The organism is Ruegeria sp. AI3 (assembly GCF_056541245.1).
In genome coordinates this window covers 405,054-422,587 of the sequence record NZ_JBQFYA010000002.1, presented here as the reverse complement: position 1 = coordinate 422,587, position 17,534 = coordinate 405,054, and the positions used below count along the sequence as shown (strand labels likewise).

Here is a 17,534-nt window from a genome sequence, read left to right as displayed (position 1 = left end):
CTGCCCCTTTGGGATTTCACTTTATGCCTCTGGGTCCTCCGAAGATATCCCGAGCTGGGCTAGTTCTTCCCAAACACCATCAGGGATGGACCACTCTGCCCATTCCATCGCCTGTTGAACATGCTGAGGCCATGTCACTCCGCAAACGGTCGAAATGATGTCGTCATTTTTCAAAGAGTGTTGCAACGCGACCGCCCCGACTGGGACATCGTAGTGCCCGCATACCTCTTCAACAGCACGTATTGGCGCAAGTACTTCATCATCTGCAGGACGATAGACAAAAAAGCGATGGATCGCGCTTCCTCGGGCAAGTGCACCTCCGGAATAAGGTGCTGCGTTCAATATCGAAACGCCTCGCGATTTCGCGAGTTCTATCAGAGGTGCCGCGTTGTCGTTTACCAGCGTATACCGGTTGTGTGTCAGGACCACGTCAAAATCCCAACCCTCTAAAATTGGCATAATCAAGTCGATACGTCCCGCTGCGATTCCGACCGCCTTTGCCAGACCTTCCTCCTTGATACGGAACAACTCTTCAATCGCGCCACCTGGTCCTTTTACCTCGGATAGATCATTTGCATATTCGACATCATGCACGTGGAGTATGTCCACGCTGTCGACGCTTAGGGCCGAAAGACTTTCCTCGAATGACCTACGTGCCTGAGAAGCATCAAAGGCACCGGTTTCCATATCCCGGTCGACTTTGGTGGAAAGCACCCGCCCTTCCGGCCAACCGCCAAGCTCACGAATGACTTTTCCTATGCGCTCTTCACTTCGCCCCATGGCATAGCAACGGGATGTGTCCAGGAACGCATTTCGCTGCGAAAGAATTGCCCGAATTGTATCAATCGCGCGGTCTTCCTCAACTTCATACCCATAGATTTCCGGAATACTTCCCAACCCTGTCGATCCAAACCCGACGCGAGGAACCCGTATCCCTGTCTTACCAATTTCGCGTAGCTCCGCCATGCCAACCTCCCAATTGGTTCCGGACGTTCATAGATGTTGCGCGAGTAGTTTGTTGAAAACAAGTCAGAGTTTCCGCGAAGCTGTTTGGTCGTGATGAGACCTTTCAAGCAATCGCACTATGGGGCTCTTGCGTCGAAGTCATCAGGCGCCGGGCTGTGAATGTCTGAAATGCGATGTTTGCGATCTGTTGCGTGAACAAAAGGCCGAAGTGCAACCAATGGCCGACAGGGGCTCAAAGCGGTTGTTTGGTGCACTCTGCTTGATTGACTGCCACAGTGTTCTTTCCAACAGCCCGTCATGTGACACTGTTCGCTATGCCTCGCTTGAAATCGAGCTTCGTGTGGTATTTATGGCGTATAACTCATTTGCGTCCAAATTTAATATATATTTAACAGCATCTTGCAGATTTAGCTACACTGACTTCATCTCCGCCACTTTTCTCATGAAGCCAATTTTTTTGGGAAGGAATGCCGTCAGCTCGATATTCTGCCCCATTGCGGGAGTTTGCATTTCTCGACTTGGTTAGAACTCGTCGCCCAACGCGATCTGAGTCGAAGTGTCGCGCCCCAGACCTCCGCATCGAGGGAGCCTTGCGCGCTCGGCTACATCAGAATTGAGTTACCGAAGGCGTCGGTTCAAGAACTAGTCGAAATCGTGTTGAAGGAATGTGGCGCAATGTAATTCTGAGGTCTGCTTCGTTTGCTCCCGACCGGTTCGTTTTTCACTTGGGCCGCCGCTTAAGATCGAGATTGCAGATCAGGCGCGCAGAATGAACGGCCGCTCTTTTTTCAAGTTCAACGTGAGTATCTCGCTCGTTAGAGGTGCCAATGGGACCGCAACCTAGGAAAAGGTAGCACTTTTTTGCGAGAAACGGCGCATTAACTGAGGACCTATGCCTGCTATACTTAGAATACCGCTTCGCCGATTTTTCGAAAACTCCCGACAGCGGTTCAGTCACAGGCTGCGGTCACAATCATTTCAACCTTCAAAACACTGCGGGCAAGTTTGGACTCACCGCAGGCGCGGGCCGGAGCGTGACTTTCTGGTGCCCAAGCGTCCCAAACGGCATTCATCTCGGCAAAATCTGCCATGTCAGCAAGCCATATTTCGCATTTCAGAATACGGGTCTTGTCGCTACCGGCTTTTTTCAAAAGGTCTTCAACCTTAGCTAAGATGTCTCGTGTTTGCTCAGCCACAGTAGATGCGTCCGATGTCTGGCCGCAAAGATAGGCAACGCCGTTGTGTTTGACGATCCGGCTCATGCGTTGGCCGGTTTCGATCCTGGTAATGGTCATGTTTCGAGTAGTTCCTGTTAGTGAATTTCATGGTGGTTTGGGTGGAGCTAGGAAAGGTTGTCTACCAACTCGTTTTGGTACCCAAAGAGTGCAGGCAACCCACCCGTGTGCACCATGACAACTTTCTGGCCGGCTTGGATTTTTCCTTCGCTGACCAAATGCAACAACCCTGCGAAGGTTTTCGCAGTATAGACGGGATCAAGGAATATTCCTTCGGTACGAGCCATCTTGTCCAATGCAGCCCGAGTGCCTCCACTGAGTTTCCCGTAGCCGGGAGGCAGCGCTTCGTCCATGACGTTTAGCCTGTCATGCAACGGTGCTGCGTCGATATACAACAAATCCGCCAGTTTCTGGAGAACGGTTTTCATGCGGGCCATTTGCTTTTCGCGATCCCGGCGTACGCAAACGCCAAACACAGAAGCGGTGTTTTCTTCTAAGGCTACTCCAGTCAACAAGCCTCCATGTGTGGCTCCACTACCTGAGGGTACGACAACCGCATCGACATCAGGCATCTGGTGACACAATTCTCGTCCGGCGACGACGTAGCCCAAAGCACCCAAAGGCGGGTGGTTTAGTCCCAGATGAATGACATAAGGTTTGCGCCCTTGCGCCTTCAACTCGTCGGCACGCGCGTGTAACGCAGCATCTGCTCCGGCTTCGTCCTCGCCTTCGGGGTAGGTCATGCGTTCGGCACCCAGAATTTGTGCCAACAACACATTCCCAGAGCTGTAATACGCCTCGCCCATATCTGACACACGCTCTTCCAGTTGAAGAACGGATTGCATGCCCAATTTTGCTGCGGCGGCTGCCGCAGACCGAACAAAGTTTGACTGAACTGCGCCGGTGATCAGAATGGTATCCGCACCTTTCTGAAGGGCATCACCGAAATAGAACTCAAGCTGCCTCGTTTTGTTTCCGCCAAACCCAAGCCCGGTTAGGTCATCGCGTTTCAGCCAGAGGTCGATGCCCAATTCCGAAGACAACCTGTCCAACCGCTCCAATGGGGTTGGGCCTGACATGAATTGGGCGCGAGGAAATCTGTCCAGTTTGTTGTCTTGTGTCATCGTCTGCCCTTCGAGTTTACGCGATCGCGAATGCGCGATGAAAGAGAACGCCACAGGCTATCAGAGATACCACGCGGATAGCGGTTGTGACCAAGGTCTGCGGTAAATGTGGCCCTATTGCACGACCAAAAAAACTGCCGAGCAATGTGAGCGCTACGAAGCCCCATAGCTGCGGGCCATAAGCGAAGGCTTGAGTCTCGGACAGGCTATGCAACAGGAATGCGACGCCGTATGCCACCAGCGCAATGGGTTGAACCAACTTGGCAACTTCTTTGGCAGGGCGGCCTTTCGCAATCAATCCGAAAACCATTAGCGGGCCGGGCGTCGCTGCCCAAACAGTCGCCAGCCCAGACAAGCCGGAAACGGTCGAAAACCCTGCTGTTCCAATTGAGCGACGTAAGGGCAGCAAGGTTGTCACAAGCCCGATCAGCAACAGGCTGGCGGTTAGGGCAAGGACAAACGCCTCGCTCAGCCAAGGGTATACGACAAGGCCCGCGACCACTCCGATGAGGCATCCGATGATTGCCGTTCGAATGGTCTGTCGGTCGGCCTTCAGCACCTGTCGGTCTGTCGCGACCGCTGAAACGACCGTATTCAAAAGCAGCAGCATTGGAACAGCCGTTGATGTACCAAGCAAGATCATCATAGGCGGTCCGGCAAGGATGCTAAACCCGATGCCGACGCCGACCTGCAGCATTGCGCCGAGGCCGATGGCAACCATCAGGATGGTTAGGTCGACGGACACTAAAATCCTCCAAGTCCCGCGAGATAATGCTGTTGCTTTAGGTCCAAGGCATGATGCCAACATAGGAATTGCGCGTCGCAACGGTATGCGCCATCTGCGCCAGTGTCGTCAAATCGAAGACGGGAAGTTGCAACTCGTCCTGAAGGCGCGCCGCATAAGGCGGCAGATCGGTACACTCCAACACAAGCGACCGCATGTCCGGCGCTTGGCGTTTAAGTAGCCGCGCCGCCTCAAGGACTTCAGCCTCAATGAGATCGGTGTCCATACGGGTGCGCGTGTTTCGCAGGATCACCTCAGCGAATTCGCTGGTGTCCTCTAGCCCTTGTACCGCGACGGGAATGCCCGCAGCGCCGACACCTTCGAAATGCTTCGGCGTCAGAGCAGACGCATCCGCGGTCAACACGCCCACCGGCGCATTCGCCCCGGTCATGTGAAAGGCCAAAGGCACCTGTATCAAGCTGGATGCAAAGACGGGTACGGAAACAGACGCAGCCAGCTCCTTTTGAAACAAAGCCAGAAATCCGCAGCTTCCCGTGATTGCCCGAACGCCCTCGGCCTCAAGCCGTTGCGCGCCCTTGATAAAGGGTGCCAATAGCTCGGGTGTCGGGTTGTTTAGCAGGGTCGGTACGGTGATGCCCTCGATCATTTCGTAAAGAACGGGAAACGGAAGGCTGGACGGATTCTTGATGTGCCCGGGCGGTTTGGGGAAATAGCTTTCAAGGCACAAAACCCCGATCGAAGCCCCGCAGATGTTTTGGCCACCTTCGTAAATTGGCATGGTGCTCAGGTCCTTTCGAATAGGGGATTTAGAAACGGGCCAGCGAGAACGGGTCCAGGTTGATATTCGGGCTGCGTCCGGACACCAGATCTGCCACAAGCTCTCCGGTCTTTGGCGCCATCATCAGCCCGTAATGAGAATGGCCGAACGCGGTAAAAAGCCCGTCCTTTCCGTTCAGCGGCCCAATCGCTGGCAGGCTATCGGGAAAAGAGGGGCGTCGGCCCATCCAGAACTTTGCCGCGCCAGTATCGAGGTCCGGCACCAAAGATTTTGCCTGATCGGTGAGTATTTTTTTCTTGCGCGGATCTGCTGGGGCATCAACACTGCCAAACTCCGCCGTACCGGCAACCCTGAGGCCGCCCTGCATCGAACTTGCGACGACCTTTGCGTCCACATCCATGACCGAGTTGTTCAGCACTGCCGAAGGGGCCGGGAATTCAACGTGGTAACCCCGTTCGGCCACCAACGGCACAGTTATGCCAAGGGGTTTGAGCAGGCCGGCAGACCACACTCCGGCCGCGAGGACAACATTGCGCGCGTGCAGCGTGTCATGTGACGTGGCAAGCTGCCAAATGCCGTCTTCGGTGTGGCTCAGCTTGGTGACTTCGGACCGCACAAACTCAGCACCTTGCGCACGTGCTTTTTCGGCCAATACAGCGCCCAAACGCCCGGGAGACGTTGCGCGGGCCTGACCTTTGATCACAATCGCTGCCTTGAGGTCTTTTGACAGAGCTGGTTCCAAGCGCCGCAATTCAGCGCCGTCGACCCGCTCCAATTCACCGCCTTTTTCCTGGCGGATCAGATAGCCAAGATCATCAAGGTTGGCTTGTTCAGGGTTGCGGAACGCGTGGATGTAGTAACTGTCCACGATCAGCGCTTCGTGGCCCGTGCCCTGCAGGTGCCGACGGTACAGATCAATGGACGGACGACACAAAATCTCCATCGCATCTGAGATTTCGCGAACCGTCTTTTCGCCGGACTTTCCCAGAAAACGCAGCCCCCACGGGATCATCTTCGGCCAGAAGGACGCCCGGACCGAAAGCGCGCTTTTCGGGTCCAACAGCATCTGCGGCAACTTCTTCCAAATGCCCGGAACGGCCTGCGGAATAATCGACCAGGGCGACACAACCCCCGCATTGCCGAACGAGGTTTCCTGCCCGGGGTCGCTCCGGTCGATTAAACGGACCGGTATGCCGCGTTCCTGCAGCGACAGCGCGCAACAAATGCCGACGATCCCTGCGCCGATGATGGTCACTTGCTCTGTCATCGTATCAGGCCGGGGAATGGCTGCGATTGCGCGCGATCAGTTGGCTGACAATGACAGGCGAGGCGACAGCAAGCGCAATCAGGTCAGCCGTCAGGCTCGGCGCAACAAAGATCACCCCCGCGATGGCCATCAGGATGCGCGACGCGATGTTCAGCGGTTTCAGCCAGTATCCGACCACAGCTGCGGACAGCGCGATGACCCCGGCGATACAACTGGTGGCGGTGTAGGTGAATTCCCACAGGTTGAAACCGGTTGAGGACACGAACAATAGGACCGGCGCATAAACGAAGGCCATTGGTGCGATCACCTTGCCCAACCCAAGGGTAAAGGCAGAGAGACCAGTTCGGAACGGGTTGGAGTTCGCTATGGCCGCCGCCGCATAGGCCGAGGTGCAAACGGGCGGCGTGATCTCGGATACCACACCGTAGTAGAGTACGAACAGGTGGCTTGCGATCGGCGGGACACCCAGCTGCGCCAGCGCGGGCTGTGCGACTGAGACCAGCATGATGTAAAGCGCAGTGGTTGGGATGCCTGCGCCCATCAGGATGCAAACGATAGCAATGAAAACCAGCGAGATGAACAGTTGCAGGTCTTCCATCGCAAACAACTGCCAGCTGCCGAACGAGATCATATTGTACAGGTCAGCGGCCAGATTGCCTGCGCCTTGAGTGACCATGAACCCGATACGGAAGCCAATGCCGGTTGTGTTGATGACACCGACGACAATGCCGACGGCGGCAGCCGCGGCGCCTACGGCTAGCGAGTATTTCACTCCCAACTCAACCGCTTGCAGCATCTCGGGTACTTCGATGCGTTTCTGCGGGTTCAGCGTGGCGATCACCGACAAGGCACACAGGATCGCCGTCATCGTCAGATCGAAACCGCCATCTGAAAATTTCCACAGCACGAAGGCCAGAAACGCCGCGGCATAGATCAGCGTGGGTGGTTGTTTGATGCGCGACATGCCTGCGATCACTGCCAGAGAAATTCCGCAGAAGGCGGACATGAACGGCGTATATCCTGTGAACAGCACGACCAGCAGACCGATCAGAGGTACAATGTTGGCCCAACCTTCGGCCCAGACGGCCTTGAGTTGCGGCAGTTGCTCTTTCGCCAAGCCTTGCAGGTTCAGCTTGCGTGCCATCAGATGCACCACGGCAAAGACGCCGACATAGTGAAGGATCGCGGGGAAGATCGCGGCGATGACGATGGTAGTGTAGGGCACCTCAAGGAACTCGGCCATGATGAAGGCCGCTGCCCCCATGATCGGCGGCGTGATTTGCCCTCCGGCTGACGATGCGGCTTCGACGCCGCCCGCAAAATGGCCGGGGTACCCAAGGCGCTTCATGTTGGGAATAGTCAGCGCGCCGGTCGAGACGGTGTTGGCCACCGAAGAGCCCGAGATCGTGCCGAAGAACGCCGAGGATACCACCGACACTTTTGCGGGCCCGCCGGTATAGCGGCCCGCCAAAATGGTTGCGTTGTCGATGAAGAGTTGCCCCAATCCGGTGCGCTGCGCGATCACGCCGAACAGGACGAAATGGAATACGATGGTCGAGACGACCCAGAGTGTGACGCCATAGATGCCTTCCTGCGGGAAATACATAGACGATACGAAAGTTTTGAAATTCACGCCGGGATGCTGCAGCAAGCCGGGGAAATACGGTCCCAACAGGGCGTATGAGATAAATAAACAGATGATCAGTGGCAGCACCCAACCCAGCGTGCGGCGTGCGATGTCCAGAACCAGCAGGATGATGACTACGCCCAAAACCACGTCATAGGTGTTCGGGTTGCCCATTCGGAACGTCTGTTCCTCGATCCCCAGAAACGGAATGCCGCGCCATGCGATCCCAACATACAGCGCTGCGATGATCCCCAGCGCCATAAAGACCAAGTCGTACAGAGGGATGTTGCCGATACGGAACCGGCTGACCTTGAGCGCATAGAGGTTTTTGGAGCCGATTATCGGAATTGTCGCGTAGACCAGAATAAACAGCAGCGCCAGATAGATACCCATGTGCCAATGGTCGGCGGGCAGGCCAAAACCGGCTGTGAAGAATTCGTAAAACGCAAGGATCAGGGCAACAACGCGCAGCACCTTGCCCGCGGTGGGCGTGACCTGCCGGACGGCGGCGCCTTCGTCGTACTGTTCTTCGATGGCGGCCAGTTCCTCGGCCGTCAATTCGTGGTCATCAAGTTTCTGGGTCTCGGACATGATGGCCCCCCGATTTCGCATAATTCCAGAGTGCGGTGCCCCGCACAGGGGCACCGACGACAGGTCTCAGTAAGGTACGATTACTGAAGCAGACCGGCTTCTTTATAGAATTTCTCGGCCCCCGGATGCAGAGGTACACCCAGCGCCTCGACACCATCCAGCGCCGTATCGGGAGTGATCTGCTTGCCTTTGGCGTGACCATTGTCCAGCAGCTTGCGGGTGTTGTCGTTCCACAGCGCCTTGGTCAGGCCATATACCAGTTCGTCGGATAGTTCCGACGACACCACCAGCATCGCGCTGACCGCGGGGGTCTTCGTTTCGCCGTCGATACCTTCATAGACGCCACCCGGGATCGCCGAGGGGATGTACGCCGGTATGATCTCGTTGATCTTCGCCATGTCTTCGTCGCTGAAGGAATGCAGGTTCATGCCCTTGGTTGACGACAGCTGCACCATCGCGGCAACAGGCCAGCCTGCAGCGTAGAAATAGGCGTCAAGCTGACCGTCAGCCAGACGCTCGGCGCTTTGGCTGTTGTTCAACTCGGCCTCATCCATGTTGTCACGGTTGACGCCCCAGGCATCCAGCATCTGCAGCACGGCAACCTGTGTACCGGAACCGGCTTGCGCGATGCCGACGCGCTTGCCTTCCAGATCGCTCAGATCGTTGATTGTCTCACTGGCAGGCAGAACCAAGTGCAGGTCTTCGGGGAACAGGTTGGCCACGATGCGAAGATTGGGGTGAGGTTTGCCCTCGAACTTGCCCTCACCTAGATACATTGAGCGGGTGACATCGGCTGCGGCGAGACCGGCCTCAAGCTCTCCGTTCTGAACGGCGGCGTTGTTGAACACCGACGCAGTGGTGGATTGAGCGATAGCAATCAGCCCCGGTACACCGCACTGGCCGCCTTCTTCGCAGGGGCGCGAACCCGGAGGGGCGGAGATTCCGTTTGCGATGGTGCCGCCAATGGGGAAGTAAGTTCCGCCTGCGCCGCCAGTGCCAATGCGGAAAAAAGTTGGGTCCTGCGCCAGTGCCGGGGCGGCAAGTGCGCTTGCCAGGGCCAGTCCCGTCAAACATTTCACAAATTTCATCATCATCTCCCTTGTTGGATCGTCGGATTCGGTTTGGCCGAATTTCGATCATGCAAGCGTAGTAGCAATTTTCATAAATACAAATTTGTTATATTTCATAAAACTAAGGTTTAGCTTATAGATTAACCATGAACCTTATGCAGTTGACCGTTTTTCGCGAGGTGATGGAGACCGGCTCTATCTCTCAGACCGCCAAGAAACTGAACCGCACCCAGCCTGCGATCAGTCTGGCCTTGAAGAACCTTGAAAAGACCCTTGGCCTGACACTGTTCGAGCGTAAGGGACGGCGATTGGTCCCGGTTCCCGAAGCGCATTACCTTTTGGCCGAAACAACAGGTATTCTGGACCGCCTCGCGACGATTTCCAGTACAATGGAAGGGTTGATTAAAGGGCATTCCGGCAGTCTGAATATCGCTACAATGCCGGGTCCATCCGCTTTCTTGTTCCCGCGTTTTATCAGCCAATCAGTCGGCGAAAACCCCGAGATACGTATCACATTGTCTACACGCAGTTCGCCTCAGATTATTGAGCTTGCAGGCACGCAGAATATTGATTTCGGCTTTGCAGACTTCGATCATTCAACCGGGAAAGAGCCTCAGTATTCAACAGAACTGATCCGGGCAGATTGTTTTTGTGCAGTCGATCGTGACAGCCCACTTGCTTCACGTGGGACCATATCCATTTCCGATCTCGACGGAGCGCCTATGGGTGGATTGCATGCCACGCACCCGTTCCAGCGTAAAATTCGGCAAGAATTTCAAGATGTTTCAGCTGACTACAACCCAACAGTGACCTGTCAGTACTTTCTACCCCTTATACCCTTTGTGAGCTCAGGTCAGTGCTATTCGATCGTGGATCCTTTGACCGTAGCGACTGAACGAGAACTAAACCTGTCCAACGGAAAAGTCGCGTTCGTGCCCTTCAAAAAACCGCTCAGATATGAATATGCGCTCCTTGAGCCAGACCACCGACCACCGTCTCAACTGGCTTTAAAGATCAAGGCGGGCTGGAAAGCCGAAGTTATAAAGATGTTGGCAGGGGTGAATGCCAACCCTCATGCAACTGGGATAGATGAAACAGGAAGCGAGCAAAGCTGAATAGCATTGTTTTAAAACAGAAAACTGATCGGAGGGAATGTCGACTTAGATCGACTTGCGACAAGTATACGAATGTTAGCTTTGGGGCCGGAACCTCAAGTTTCTTGGACCGGACCAAAAATTGGCTTCGTCCGCATTCCAGTCGTTCGTGGACGCAAATCATGTCGCCTCGCAGCGATTGACCGCTCAGAGTCTCAAGCCGCCATTCATTCTTGCAGTAATGTAGTTTTATTTCGGCAACTGGCTGAGTTCGACTGGAACTTCACGCGCGTATATCGTGTCCAGAAAGACATGGTTTTTCAGCAACTGAGTTCAGTGCAATTGTGGTACGAACTCGTGTGACGGATTGAACCGGATTGATCTGCTGTTCAATAATATCGTTCAATTCATCGGTGCCAGAAGCGCGTATCTTTAGTAGATAGCAATCGTCTCCGGCGATTTTGTGCAGCTCTTCCAGTCCAGTCACCTGCGACAGGGCAGCGGCTGTGTCAAAACCCTGGCTCGGCTTGGCGTCGGTTACAAAGACAAAGGCCAAGAGCGGCTTTCCCAGCGCCCGCGGATCAATCCTGACCTCGTAGCCTTGAATGATGTTCATGGATTCCAGACGGCGAACCCTTTCGGAGATCGCAGAGGGTGCAAGACCCACACGACGCGCGATCTCAGCTTTTGGTATGGCCGAGCTTTCAAGAAGGATGGACAGTATTTCACGGTCTTTTGCGTCAATCATGCGACATTACTATACTTTTGGTGATTTTTCGTCTACAAAATTCGAGAATCAAAGACGAAAGCTCTTCTCAAAGGTCATCGTCATGAACTCTCATATTTTGGAGCTGACGATCAGCGGAGTTTCTCTTCGTTTGTCATGCCTCCGCCGAAACGGCATAAAGCCGGCAATTGTATGCCTTCATGGATTTGGGTCGACCAAAGAGGATTACGCCGATCTTGCCTTTCGCCAAGACTTCTTGGATCGGGATCTTGTGTTTTGGGACGCACCTGGCTGTGGCGCGTCGGATATCAGCAGGCCTGATGAGCTATCTATTCCGTTCCTTGTCGAAGTCGCGACTGCCGCGGTTGATGCACTGGGATTAGATCGGTTCCATCTATCCGGTCACTCCATGGGCGGGTTGACCGGGCTAATGCTGGCCAGCGCACTTCCGGACAGGGTCCTGAGCTTTTTTGACATCGAAGGCAATGTCGCGCCGGAAGACTGCTTTCTTTCGCGCCAGATTGTCGACTTCCCAACCGCCAATGCGGTTGTTTTTCTTGAAGGCTTTAAAGAACGTGTGCGTGAACGAATGGAATTTTCATCGGCGCTCTACGTTGCAGCGCTGGACAGCAAGGTCAGACCCTCAACGATTGAGCCTGTGTTCAGGTCGATGGTCGACTTGTCTGACAACACTCCTCTGATGGACATCTTCAAGGGGCTCTCATGTCCGAAGGTCTTTGTTTATGGTGAACAAAACCGCCATCTTTCCTATCTGAAACACCTGCCTGATATCGGTGTTCAAGTCATCGAAATTCCACATTCTGCGCACTTTCCCATGTATTCAAATCCACCTGCACTTTGGTCGGCGCTTGCAGAATTTATTGCCGAACAAGAGAAAGCTTCATGACTCCGTTTGTTACTTTTCCAACTGGCAACTTTTGCAACGCAGATACCAGAGTTCGAGCTATGAGCGCGCGGATCAAGCCGCTGATACGTGGAACCCGGATTGCGGGGCCGGCGCGCACTGTGCGCATCACGCCAGGGCAGAACGGCGCCATTCACCGTGCGGTGCATGTGGCCCAGCCGGGAGACGTTTTGGTCGTGGATGGCGGCGGTTCGGATCGGTTTGGCCCGTTCGGCGATTTATTGGCCGATGGATGCAAGTCCAAGGGCATATTGGGCGCTGTCTTCGATTGTACAATTCGGGATAGCGCAGACATCGCAGCATTGGGTTTCCAGGTATTCTGCCGGGGCTTTCATCCCGAAGCGACGGCAAAAACCGAACCGGGCGAAATTGATGTTCCGGTGGTCGCAGGCGGGGTCTCTGTCTCGCCCGGAGACATCATTGTTGGCGACGACGATGGCGTGGTGGTTCTGCCTTCGAGTTTCGCCGCGGAAATCCTGGAGAAAGTCTCTCATGTCGCCGAGCGGGAAGAGGTCATCCGAGCTCGAATCCTGGCCGGTACGACCACCTATGAGATTTTCGAACTCGACCGCAGCTAAAGCACCTAAACAAAAGGGTTCAATTTATGTCTAGACCAGAAAACTTTTTCAATCTTGCCGACCTAAGCGAGGGCATCGCCCGTACGCTGACAACCGGGATCGAAACTCGGGTCTTCGCTGGCGAAAAGGCAATGTTCTCTGTGGTCAGTTTTGAGCCTGGCAGCGAGGGCTCCATCCACTCTCATCCAGAAGAGCAATGGGGAGTTCTGCTTGAAGGCGGTGGCATCCGTATTCAAGACGATATCGAAGTAGCTGTGGGAAGCGGTGACTTCTGGCGCACTCCGGGCGGCGTTGCACACGGGTTTCGTGCTGGTCCCGATGGTGCGAAAGTGCTCGACGTGTTCGCGCCACCCCGCGAAGCTTACAGGACCGCGGGATCGGGTTTCGCTATCCAGAAAACCGAGTAATGCGTCGGGCCGTAGCGAAAATGATGGTCTTGTCAGAAGAGCTTTGATTGATTCGGGCAGGGGGCTTGCGTAGCCTCCGATTATGAAAAGACCGTCTCTTTTCAAGTACTTCAAAACCAGTCCCGAGATCATCCGCCTTGCGGTGATGCTGTACATCCGTTTCCCGCTCTCGCTTCGGAACGTCGACAATTTTCTGCACGAGCGAGGCATCGACGTGAGCCGCGAGACTGTCTGCTAATGTTGCAACGGGGTTGGCCCGATGTTTGCTGCTGAGATCAGACGGAAGCGTGTTCAGCAGTTGCGCGCATTCTCCAAATGGGAGTGGCACGTGAACGAGGTTTTCGTGAAGGTGAATGGCAAGCGGCACTATCTTTGGCGGGCGGTCGATCACCAAGGCGAGGTACTGGAAGCCGTTGTCACCAAACGCCGAAACAAGGCTGCAGCACTGAAATTCCTTAAGAAATTGATGAAGCGGCACGGTTGCGCTGAGGAGGTCGTCACAGATCGCTTCCTACAAGGTTGCGCTTAGACAAATGGGCGCGCTCAAAAACGTAATGACAGGCAGGTGGCTAAACAACCGCGTCGAGAATTCACACTTGCCGTTTCGACGAAGCGAACGCGCGACAAAGCGTTTCAGGCGTACGCGAAGTTTAAAGAAGTATGTCGCCGTTCATTCCTCCGTTTGCAACCGCTTCAATCAGGAACGAGCGCTCACCAGCCGAGACACCTTAAAGCTGACACGCAGCGCCGCTCTTGCCGAGTGGCGCGAACTTGGCGTGGGATAAAGGTCAACTTCACTAGCCTAACAGAAGCCGGTTCGAATTCGTCTGACAGCGCTGATACGATGACGCGTGGTCTTATGGGGCTGCACCGACCAGGAACGTATCTCACCTAGGCACCGGTTGCCGGATTGGTTTGCGTTCCCTTCTGAACTTGGTTGACGGTCTTGTTGGCGAAGCGCGGCTCGCGCTCGGCCGTAAATGTCTGAGCATGTATCTGATAAAGACGATCGCGCTGCTCGTCATCCTGCCAAGTGGCAACAAAACCACCCTCGACAAGCGCAACGACACGCGCATTTCTTTGATCACCACCACCTCGCTGATTTACAGTGAAGTCGCCCGAAACCGGGTTGCCGTCAGTCGCAAAAGCACGTGCCCTGATTTGACCAAGTCCATTCTGGTTTCTGTCATCGGTCCAGACCACGATGAGCGTTCCATCGTTCAGCAGCGCGATATCGGGCCGGACTTGGTCGCCACGCGTATCCTGCGGAACCGGGCGCTCAGAGAAGCGTTCACTCCCGTCCGCCTCCAAACCCATGATCATCACATCCCGCGCGCCGCGCTCGTAAACAATATAGGAACGCCCCAAGCCATCAACGGCGATTCGCGGATGCGCCTCCTGATCTCCAAGTCCCGTCGCCACAACTGTTTCAGGCCCGTTCGCGATGCCATCATCATCGAAGCGACGACACCGGATCGAAATGCTCTCATCAGCGGACAACTCGGCCCAGGCACAAACAAATCCACCAGTGCCCACTAGGCCAAGCGTTGGGGCCGCCGGTGTTCCGGTGTCCGAAGTCGCAAGTGCTTGAAGAGGGATACGCGTTGACCCGTCTGCATTGTAGCCCCTCGCCATAATACGTATGACGTCGTCTCTTGTCTCTTGCCAAGCCAGCAAGAAACGCCCGTCTGGAGCAACCGCTATTTCTGGGTCGCGATTGTTCGATGACGCATTTGAACTTGCCCTATGGCCGCCAAAAAGCTGGGAGCCATCAGCCCGGAACGCGCGCCGGGAAATGTGGCGCACGCCGCTCGACGTACTTTCCCAGGCGACCATCGCATTTCGCTGCCCGTCCAGCCCTAGCGTAGGGCGCGATTGGTGGCCACCGGTGTTGTGCAACCTGCGTTGCTGACCACCGCAATAGCTACCCCAAGCCGAAAGCCCTGCTAACCAGATATCCGCTTCACCGTCATTATCATTGTCGTCCTGCCAGGCGACCGAAAAATGGGGAGCGCCGTAGATGAGACAAATCCCAAGCAGATCCAACGCGCTGAGGCCTTCACGTTGACCGATGTCGGCATCAGGATCGATTGGTGTTATCGTATCCTCGTCATCATCTATGGCAAACCCGCGCCGTCCGTAGTGCATGATGGACCCATAGTCATAGCCTGTAAGCACACGGCCCATACCAATATCAAAATTGCCGATGGCATCAGGTTCGATGTTGTCTTCGTGAACTGTAACAAACATATCGCGGTCGGGCCGGGTGTGTTCGTGCCAGAATCCTACCGCGTGCCCGATCTCATGAATTATATTTCCGCGATGGAAACCATCCAGAACATCACATCTCACTGATTGCCCGCCGGGCTGGCGCCCTACGGGTGAGCGGCAAGATCCCTCGGCCGGCTCGAAGCGCACAAAGTCTACATCACCTGTCGTCATAGGCCGTAGCCGCATAATGGTACGCATATTCCAGTGCTCTATTGCGGCTTCGACTTCGTCCCGTTGATCGCTGCTGAAATCGCTGCTGATGACATAAGGTACGACGCCGTCGGGCCAGATAGAACCGGTCCTGTTTGTAGCAAAAGCCATCAAATCACCTCCCAAAAAGAATCTTAGAAATATCGCTTCCTATTGCTCCAGAATGATGGGCAGGCTGCCAAGGCACTGTACCACGTATGCATGCCCAATGACACAAGAGCCGTGGCGTTTTCTGAATTGCGGCTTCGGATTTGGCGAAATTCGAATGAGTGGATATGACCTCTGTCACGATGCGAACAAGACCTCTTCGACAGGAGAGTATTTTTCGTGCAGCGAACGTGGGAGTTAGATTTCGACACTTCCGCTCAGGGCTCTAAGCGGACTTGCGGTGATGCAGCGTTTCGTGATTGAAATCAGTCCTGAAAGCAGAAATTGCGAAAATCGAGATGACGTGGCGTTTTCACGGGTTTAGCCCAATGTGCAGACATTCAGCTTTCGGAAGCTGTCGTTCGCACAATCCGGGCTTACTGACGGCTCAGAGCCCGATGCGGACATTGCTCAACTGCATCGCCTGCAACGTCGTAACATTTTTGATGCAAAAGCGAAATTTCCAATGCGCTGCCGAAAACACATCGCGGTCAGTTCTTAGGTTTTTAGGGCGGCGTCTGGGACGGCTGCCAAATCTATTTCGCCCAAACATGTCGACTAAACTCTTTTGTCGTCTGATGAGCTACGATTTTTCCCGGGCCATTTAAGTTTTTTGACGCGACTGCAGTGCCGGAGGGTTGAGCATCTCAAACGACCGTGGCATTTGCCACGAAGACTTCGAAAGCCAACATTGCAGCACCTGCAACATGCTCAATGCGTTTGAAGCATTCGTCCAAGTGCTCTCAACAAAGGAGCCAGACAACATCGCTACAGTCTTTTCAGAAGAACCTTGCTTGAGCGGGGCTGGGCGGTTCGGTAGCTTTTGCTCATGATCAGGCCTGCCTCTTTCATGTATTTCAAGAGCAGCCCCGAGTTCATCCGATTGACGGTGATGCTGTACATCCTTGTCCCGCTTTCGCTTTGCAATGTCGAAGATTTGCTGCACGGGCGAGGCATCGACATGAGCCAGGAAATTGTCAAATATTGGTGGAACAATTTGGCCTGGTGTTTGCCTCTGAGATCAGACGAAAGCGAGTCCAGAAACTGTGGACATTTTCGAAATGAAAGTGGCACGTAGACGAGGTTTTCGTGAAGGTGATTGGCAAGAAACACCACCTCTGGCGGGCCGCCGATCACGAGGGCGAGGTGCTGGAAGCAATCGCTACCAAAAGTTGAAACAAGCTGGCGGCATTGAAATTTCTCGGGAAATTGATGAAGCGCGCGGTAAAGCTGAAGAAGTAGTCACCGATAGCTGCGCCTCTTTTCGGGCTTCTCTCAGAGATTGGCGCTACCGAAAAACAGCAGACGGGCAGGTGGCTCAATAACCGCTCCAGGAATTCGCACCATCTTTTCCGACGGCGTGAATGCGCCATGCAACGTTTTAGGCGTATGCGAAGTTTGCAGAAATTTGTCTCTGTCCATTCCCCTGCCTACAACCACTTCAACAAGGGACGATCGCTCACCAGCCGAGACACCTTCGAACTGACATGATCCGCCGCTCTTGCCGAGTGGCGCGAACTTGGTGCGGGATAAAAGACAGCGTCACTGGCCCACTAGAGACTGGTTGGAATTCGTCTGACAGCACCATACCGGTCTAGCTGAGGCTGGTTCGAATATGTCTGACAGCACACCTGTCACGCCCGCTCGTCCGGGCGTGATATCTTGGCCGCCTTCTGCGAAAAAGAGTGGTTTAAAGGGTGGTTGACACTCCCTTGTTGTGCAACTCGTTTACCTTCGTAGCTACGTGCGATTAGCTTTACGAAAACTCTGAC

At 54.7% G+C, this 17,534-nt stretch carries 14 protein-coding genes and 2 pseudogenes; 6 read left to right on the top strand and 10 right to left on the bottom strand.

The genetic code is table 11. The features are described 5' to 3' along the window. Nucleotides 1-21 precede the first annotated feature (21 nt). The 8 genes from ACRZ95_RS05840 to ACRZ95_RS05805 all read right to left on the bottom strand — a co-directional run bounded on the left by ACRZ95_RS05840 (nt 22) and on the right by ACRZ95_RS05805 (nt 9,421). Nucleotides 22-966, bottom strand: a complete 945-nt coding sequence (locus ACRZ95_RS05840; protein WP_170681698.1) for an aldo/keto reductase — start codon at nt 964-966, stop codon at nt 22-24. A gap of 950 nt (nt 967-1,916) precedes the next feature. Next, nucleotides 1,917-2,261 (bottom strand): RidA family protein, encoded by a 345-nt coding sequence (locus ACRZ95_RS05835; protein ID WP_170681700.1) that lies wholly within the window; start codon nt 2,259-2,261, stop codon nt 1,917-1,919. 47 nt (nt 2,262-2,308) lie between these two features. Beyond that, nucleotides 2,309-3,325, bottom strand: coding sequence for a D-cysteine desulfhydrase family protein (locus ACRZ95_RS05830; RefSeq protein ID WP_170681702.1), 1,017 nt, complete (start codon nt 3,323-3,325; stop codon nt 2,309-2,311). Nucleotides 3,326-3,341: 16 nt separating this feature from the next. Beyond that, nucleotides 3,342-4,070, bottom strand: coding sequence for a TSUP family transporter (locus ACRZ95_RS05825; RefSeq protein ID WP_170639132.1), 729 nt, complete (start codon nt 4,068-4,070; stop codon nt 3,342-3,344). A gap of 37 nt (nt 4,071-4,107) precedes the next feature. Further along, nucleotides 4,108-4,848, bottom strand: coding sequence for an aspartate/glutamate racemase family protein (locus ACRZ95_RS05820; protein ID WP_170681704.1), 741 nt, complete (start codon nt 4,846-4,848; stop codon nt 4,108-4,110). 28 nt (nt 4,849-4,876) lie between these two features. Further along, complete coding sequence (locus tag ACRZ95_RS05815) at nt 4,877-6,115, bottom strand: FAD-dependent oxidoreductase (protein ID WP_170681706.1); 1,239 nt, start codon at nt 6,113-6,115, stop codon at nt 4,877-4,879. A gap of 4 nt (nt 6,116-6,119) precedes the next feature. Continuing rightward, entirely contained in the window at nt 6,120-8,333 is a 2,214-nt protein-coding gene (locus tag ACRZ95_RS05810; protein WP_170681708.1) for a TRAP transporter fused permease subunit, read from the bottom strand. Between the two features lie 80 nt (nt 8,334-8,413). Further along, entirely contained in the window at nt 8,414-9,421 is a 1,008-nt protein-coding gene (locus ACRZ95_RS05805) for a TAXI family TRAP transporter solute-binding subunit (protein ID WP_170681710.1), read from the bottom strand. A 128-nt stretch (nt 9,422-9,549) separates the two neighbouring features. On the opposite strand from ACRZ95_RS05805, the gene ACRZ95_RS05800 reads away from it, so the two are divergent. Further along, nucleotides 9,550-10,518, top strand: coding sequence for a LysR family transcriptional regulator (locus ACRZ95_RS05800; protein WP_170681712.1), 969 nt, complete (start codon nt 9,550-9,552; stop codon nt 10,516-10,518). A gap of 262 nt (nt 10,519-10,780) precedes the next feature. Here the strand turns inward: ACRZ95_RS05800 and ACRZ95_RS05795 are convergent, their stop codons facing one another. Further along, entirely contained in the window at nt 10,781-11,245 is a 465-nt protein-coding gene (locus tag ACRZ95_RS05795; protein WP_170681714.1) for an Lrp/AsnC family transcriptional regulator, read from the bottom strand. A gap of 82 nt (nt 11,246-11,327) precedes the next feature. Here ACRZ95_RS05795 and ACRZ95_RS05790 point away from each other — a divergent pair, with 82 nt between their 5' ends. The 4 genes and pseudogenes from ACRZ95_RS05790 (at nt 11,328) to ACRZ95_RS05775 (ending at nt 13,919) form a co-directional block, all read left to right on the top strand. After that, nucleotides 11,328-12,131, top strand: coding sequence for an alpha/beta fold hydrolase (locus ACRZ95_RS05790; protein ID WP_170681716.1), 804 nt, complete (start codon nt 11,328-11,330; stop codon nt 12,129-12,131). A 59-nt stretch (nt 12,132-12,190) separates the two neighbouring features. After that, entirely contained in the window at nt 12,191-12,727 is a 537-nt protein-coding gene (locus ACRZ95_RS05785; protein ID WP_170681718.1) for an RraA family protein, read from the top strand. Between the two features lie 26 nt (nt 12,728-12,753). Next, entirely contained in the window at nt 12,754-13,134 is a 381-nt protein-coding gene (locus ACRZ95_RS05780; protein ID WP_170681720.1) for a cupin domain-containing protein, read from the top strand. An 82-nt stretch (nt 13,135-13,216) separates the two neighbouring features. Then, nucleotides 13,217-13,919, top strand: a pseudogene (locus ACRZ95_RS05775) (IS6 family transposase). 106 nt (nt 13,920-14,025) lie between these two features. Here ACRZ95_RS05775 and ACRZ95_RS05770 read toward each other — a convergent pair. Further along, on the bottom strand, nt 14,026-15,726 hold the full coding sequence (locus ACRZ95_RS05770) for a M12 family metallopeptidase (RefSeq protein WP_480554665.1): 1,701 nt from the start codon (nt 15,724-15,726) through the stop codon (nt 14,026-14,028). An 865-nt stretch (nt 15,727-16,591) separates the two neighbouring features. Here ACRZ95_RS05770 and ACRZ95_RS05765 point away from each other — a divergent pair. After that, nucleotides 16,592-17,253 (top strand): annotated as a pseudogene (locus ACRZ95_RS05765) (IS6 family transposase). The last annotated feature ends 281 nt before the right edge of the window (nt 17,254-17,534 follow it).

Excerpts from the sequence above, each read along its gene's own strand:
- ACRZ95_RS05840 (WP_170681698.1), bottom strand. The coding sequence starts at position 966 with ATGGCGGAGCTACGCGAAATTGGTAAGACAGGGATACGGGTTCCTCGC.
- ACRZ95_RS05835 (WP_170681700.1), bottom strand. The coding sequence starts at position 2,261 with ATGACCATTACCAGGATCGAAACCGGCCAACGCATGAGCCGGATCGTC.
- ACRZ95_RS05830 (WP_170681702.1), bottom strand. The coding sequence starts at position 3,325 with ATGACACAAGACAACAAACTGGACAGATTTCCTCGCGCCCAATTCATG.
- ACRZ95_RS05820 (WP_170681704.1), bottom strand. The coding sequence starts at position 4,848 with ATGCCAATTTACGAAGGTGGCCAAAACATCTGCGGGGCTTCGATCGGG.
- ACRZ95_RS05815 (WP_170681706.1), bottom strand. The coding sequence starts at position 6,115 with ATGACAGAGCAAGTGACCATCATCGGCGCAGGGATCGTCGGCATTTGT.
- ACRZ95_RS05810 (WP_170681708.1), bottom strand. The coding sequence starts at position 8,333 with ATGTCCGAGACCCAGAAACTTGATGACCACGAATTGACGGCCGAGGAA.
- ACRZ95_RS05805 (WP_170681710.1), bottom strand. The coding sequence starts at position 9,421 with ATGAAATTTGTGAAATGTTTGACGGGACTGGCCCTGGCAAGCGCACTT.
- ACRZ95_RS05800 (WP_170681712.1), top strand. The coding sequence starts at position 9,550 with ATGAACCTTATGCAGTTGACCGTTTTTCGCGAGGTGATGGAGACCGGC.
- ACRZ95_RS05795 (WP_170681714.1), bottom strand. The coding sequence starts at position 11,245 with ATGATTGACGCAAAAGACCGTGAAATACTGTCCATCCTTCTTGAAAGC.
- ACRZ95_RS05790 (WP_170681716.1), top strand. The coding sequence starts at position 11,328 with ATGAACTCTCATATTTTGGAGCTGACGATCAGCGGAGTTTCTCTTCGT.
- ACRZ95_RS05785 (WP_170681718.1), top strand. The coding sequence starts at position 12,191 with ATGAGCGCGCGGATCAAGCCGCTGATACGTGGAACCCGGATTGCGGGG.
- ACRZ95_RS05780 (WP_170681720.1), top strand. The coding sequence starts at position 12,754 with ATGTCTAGACCAGAAAACTTTTTCAATCTTGCCGACCTAAGCGAGGGC.
- ACRZ95_RS05770 (WP_480554665.1), bottom strand. The coding sequence starts at position 15,726 with ATGGCTTTTGCTACAAACAGGACCGGTTCTATCTGGCCCGACGGCGTC.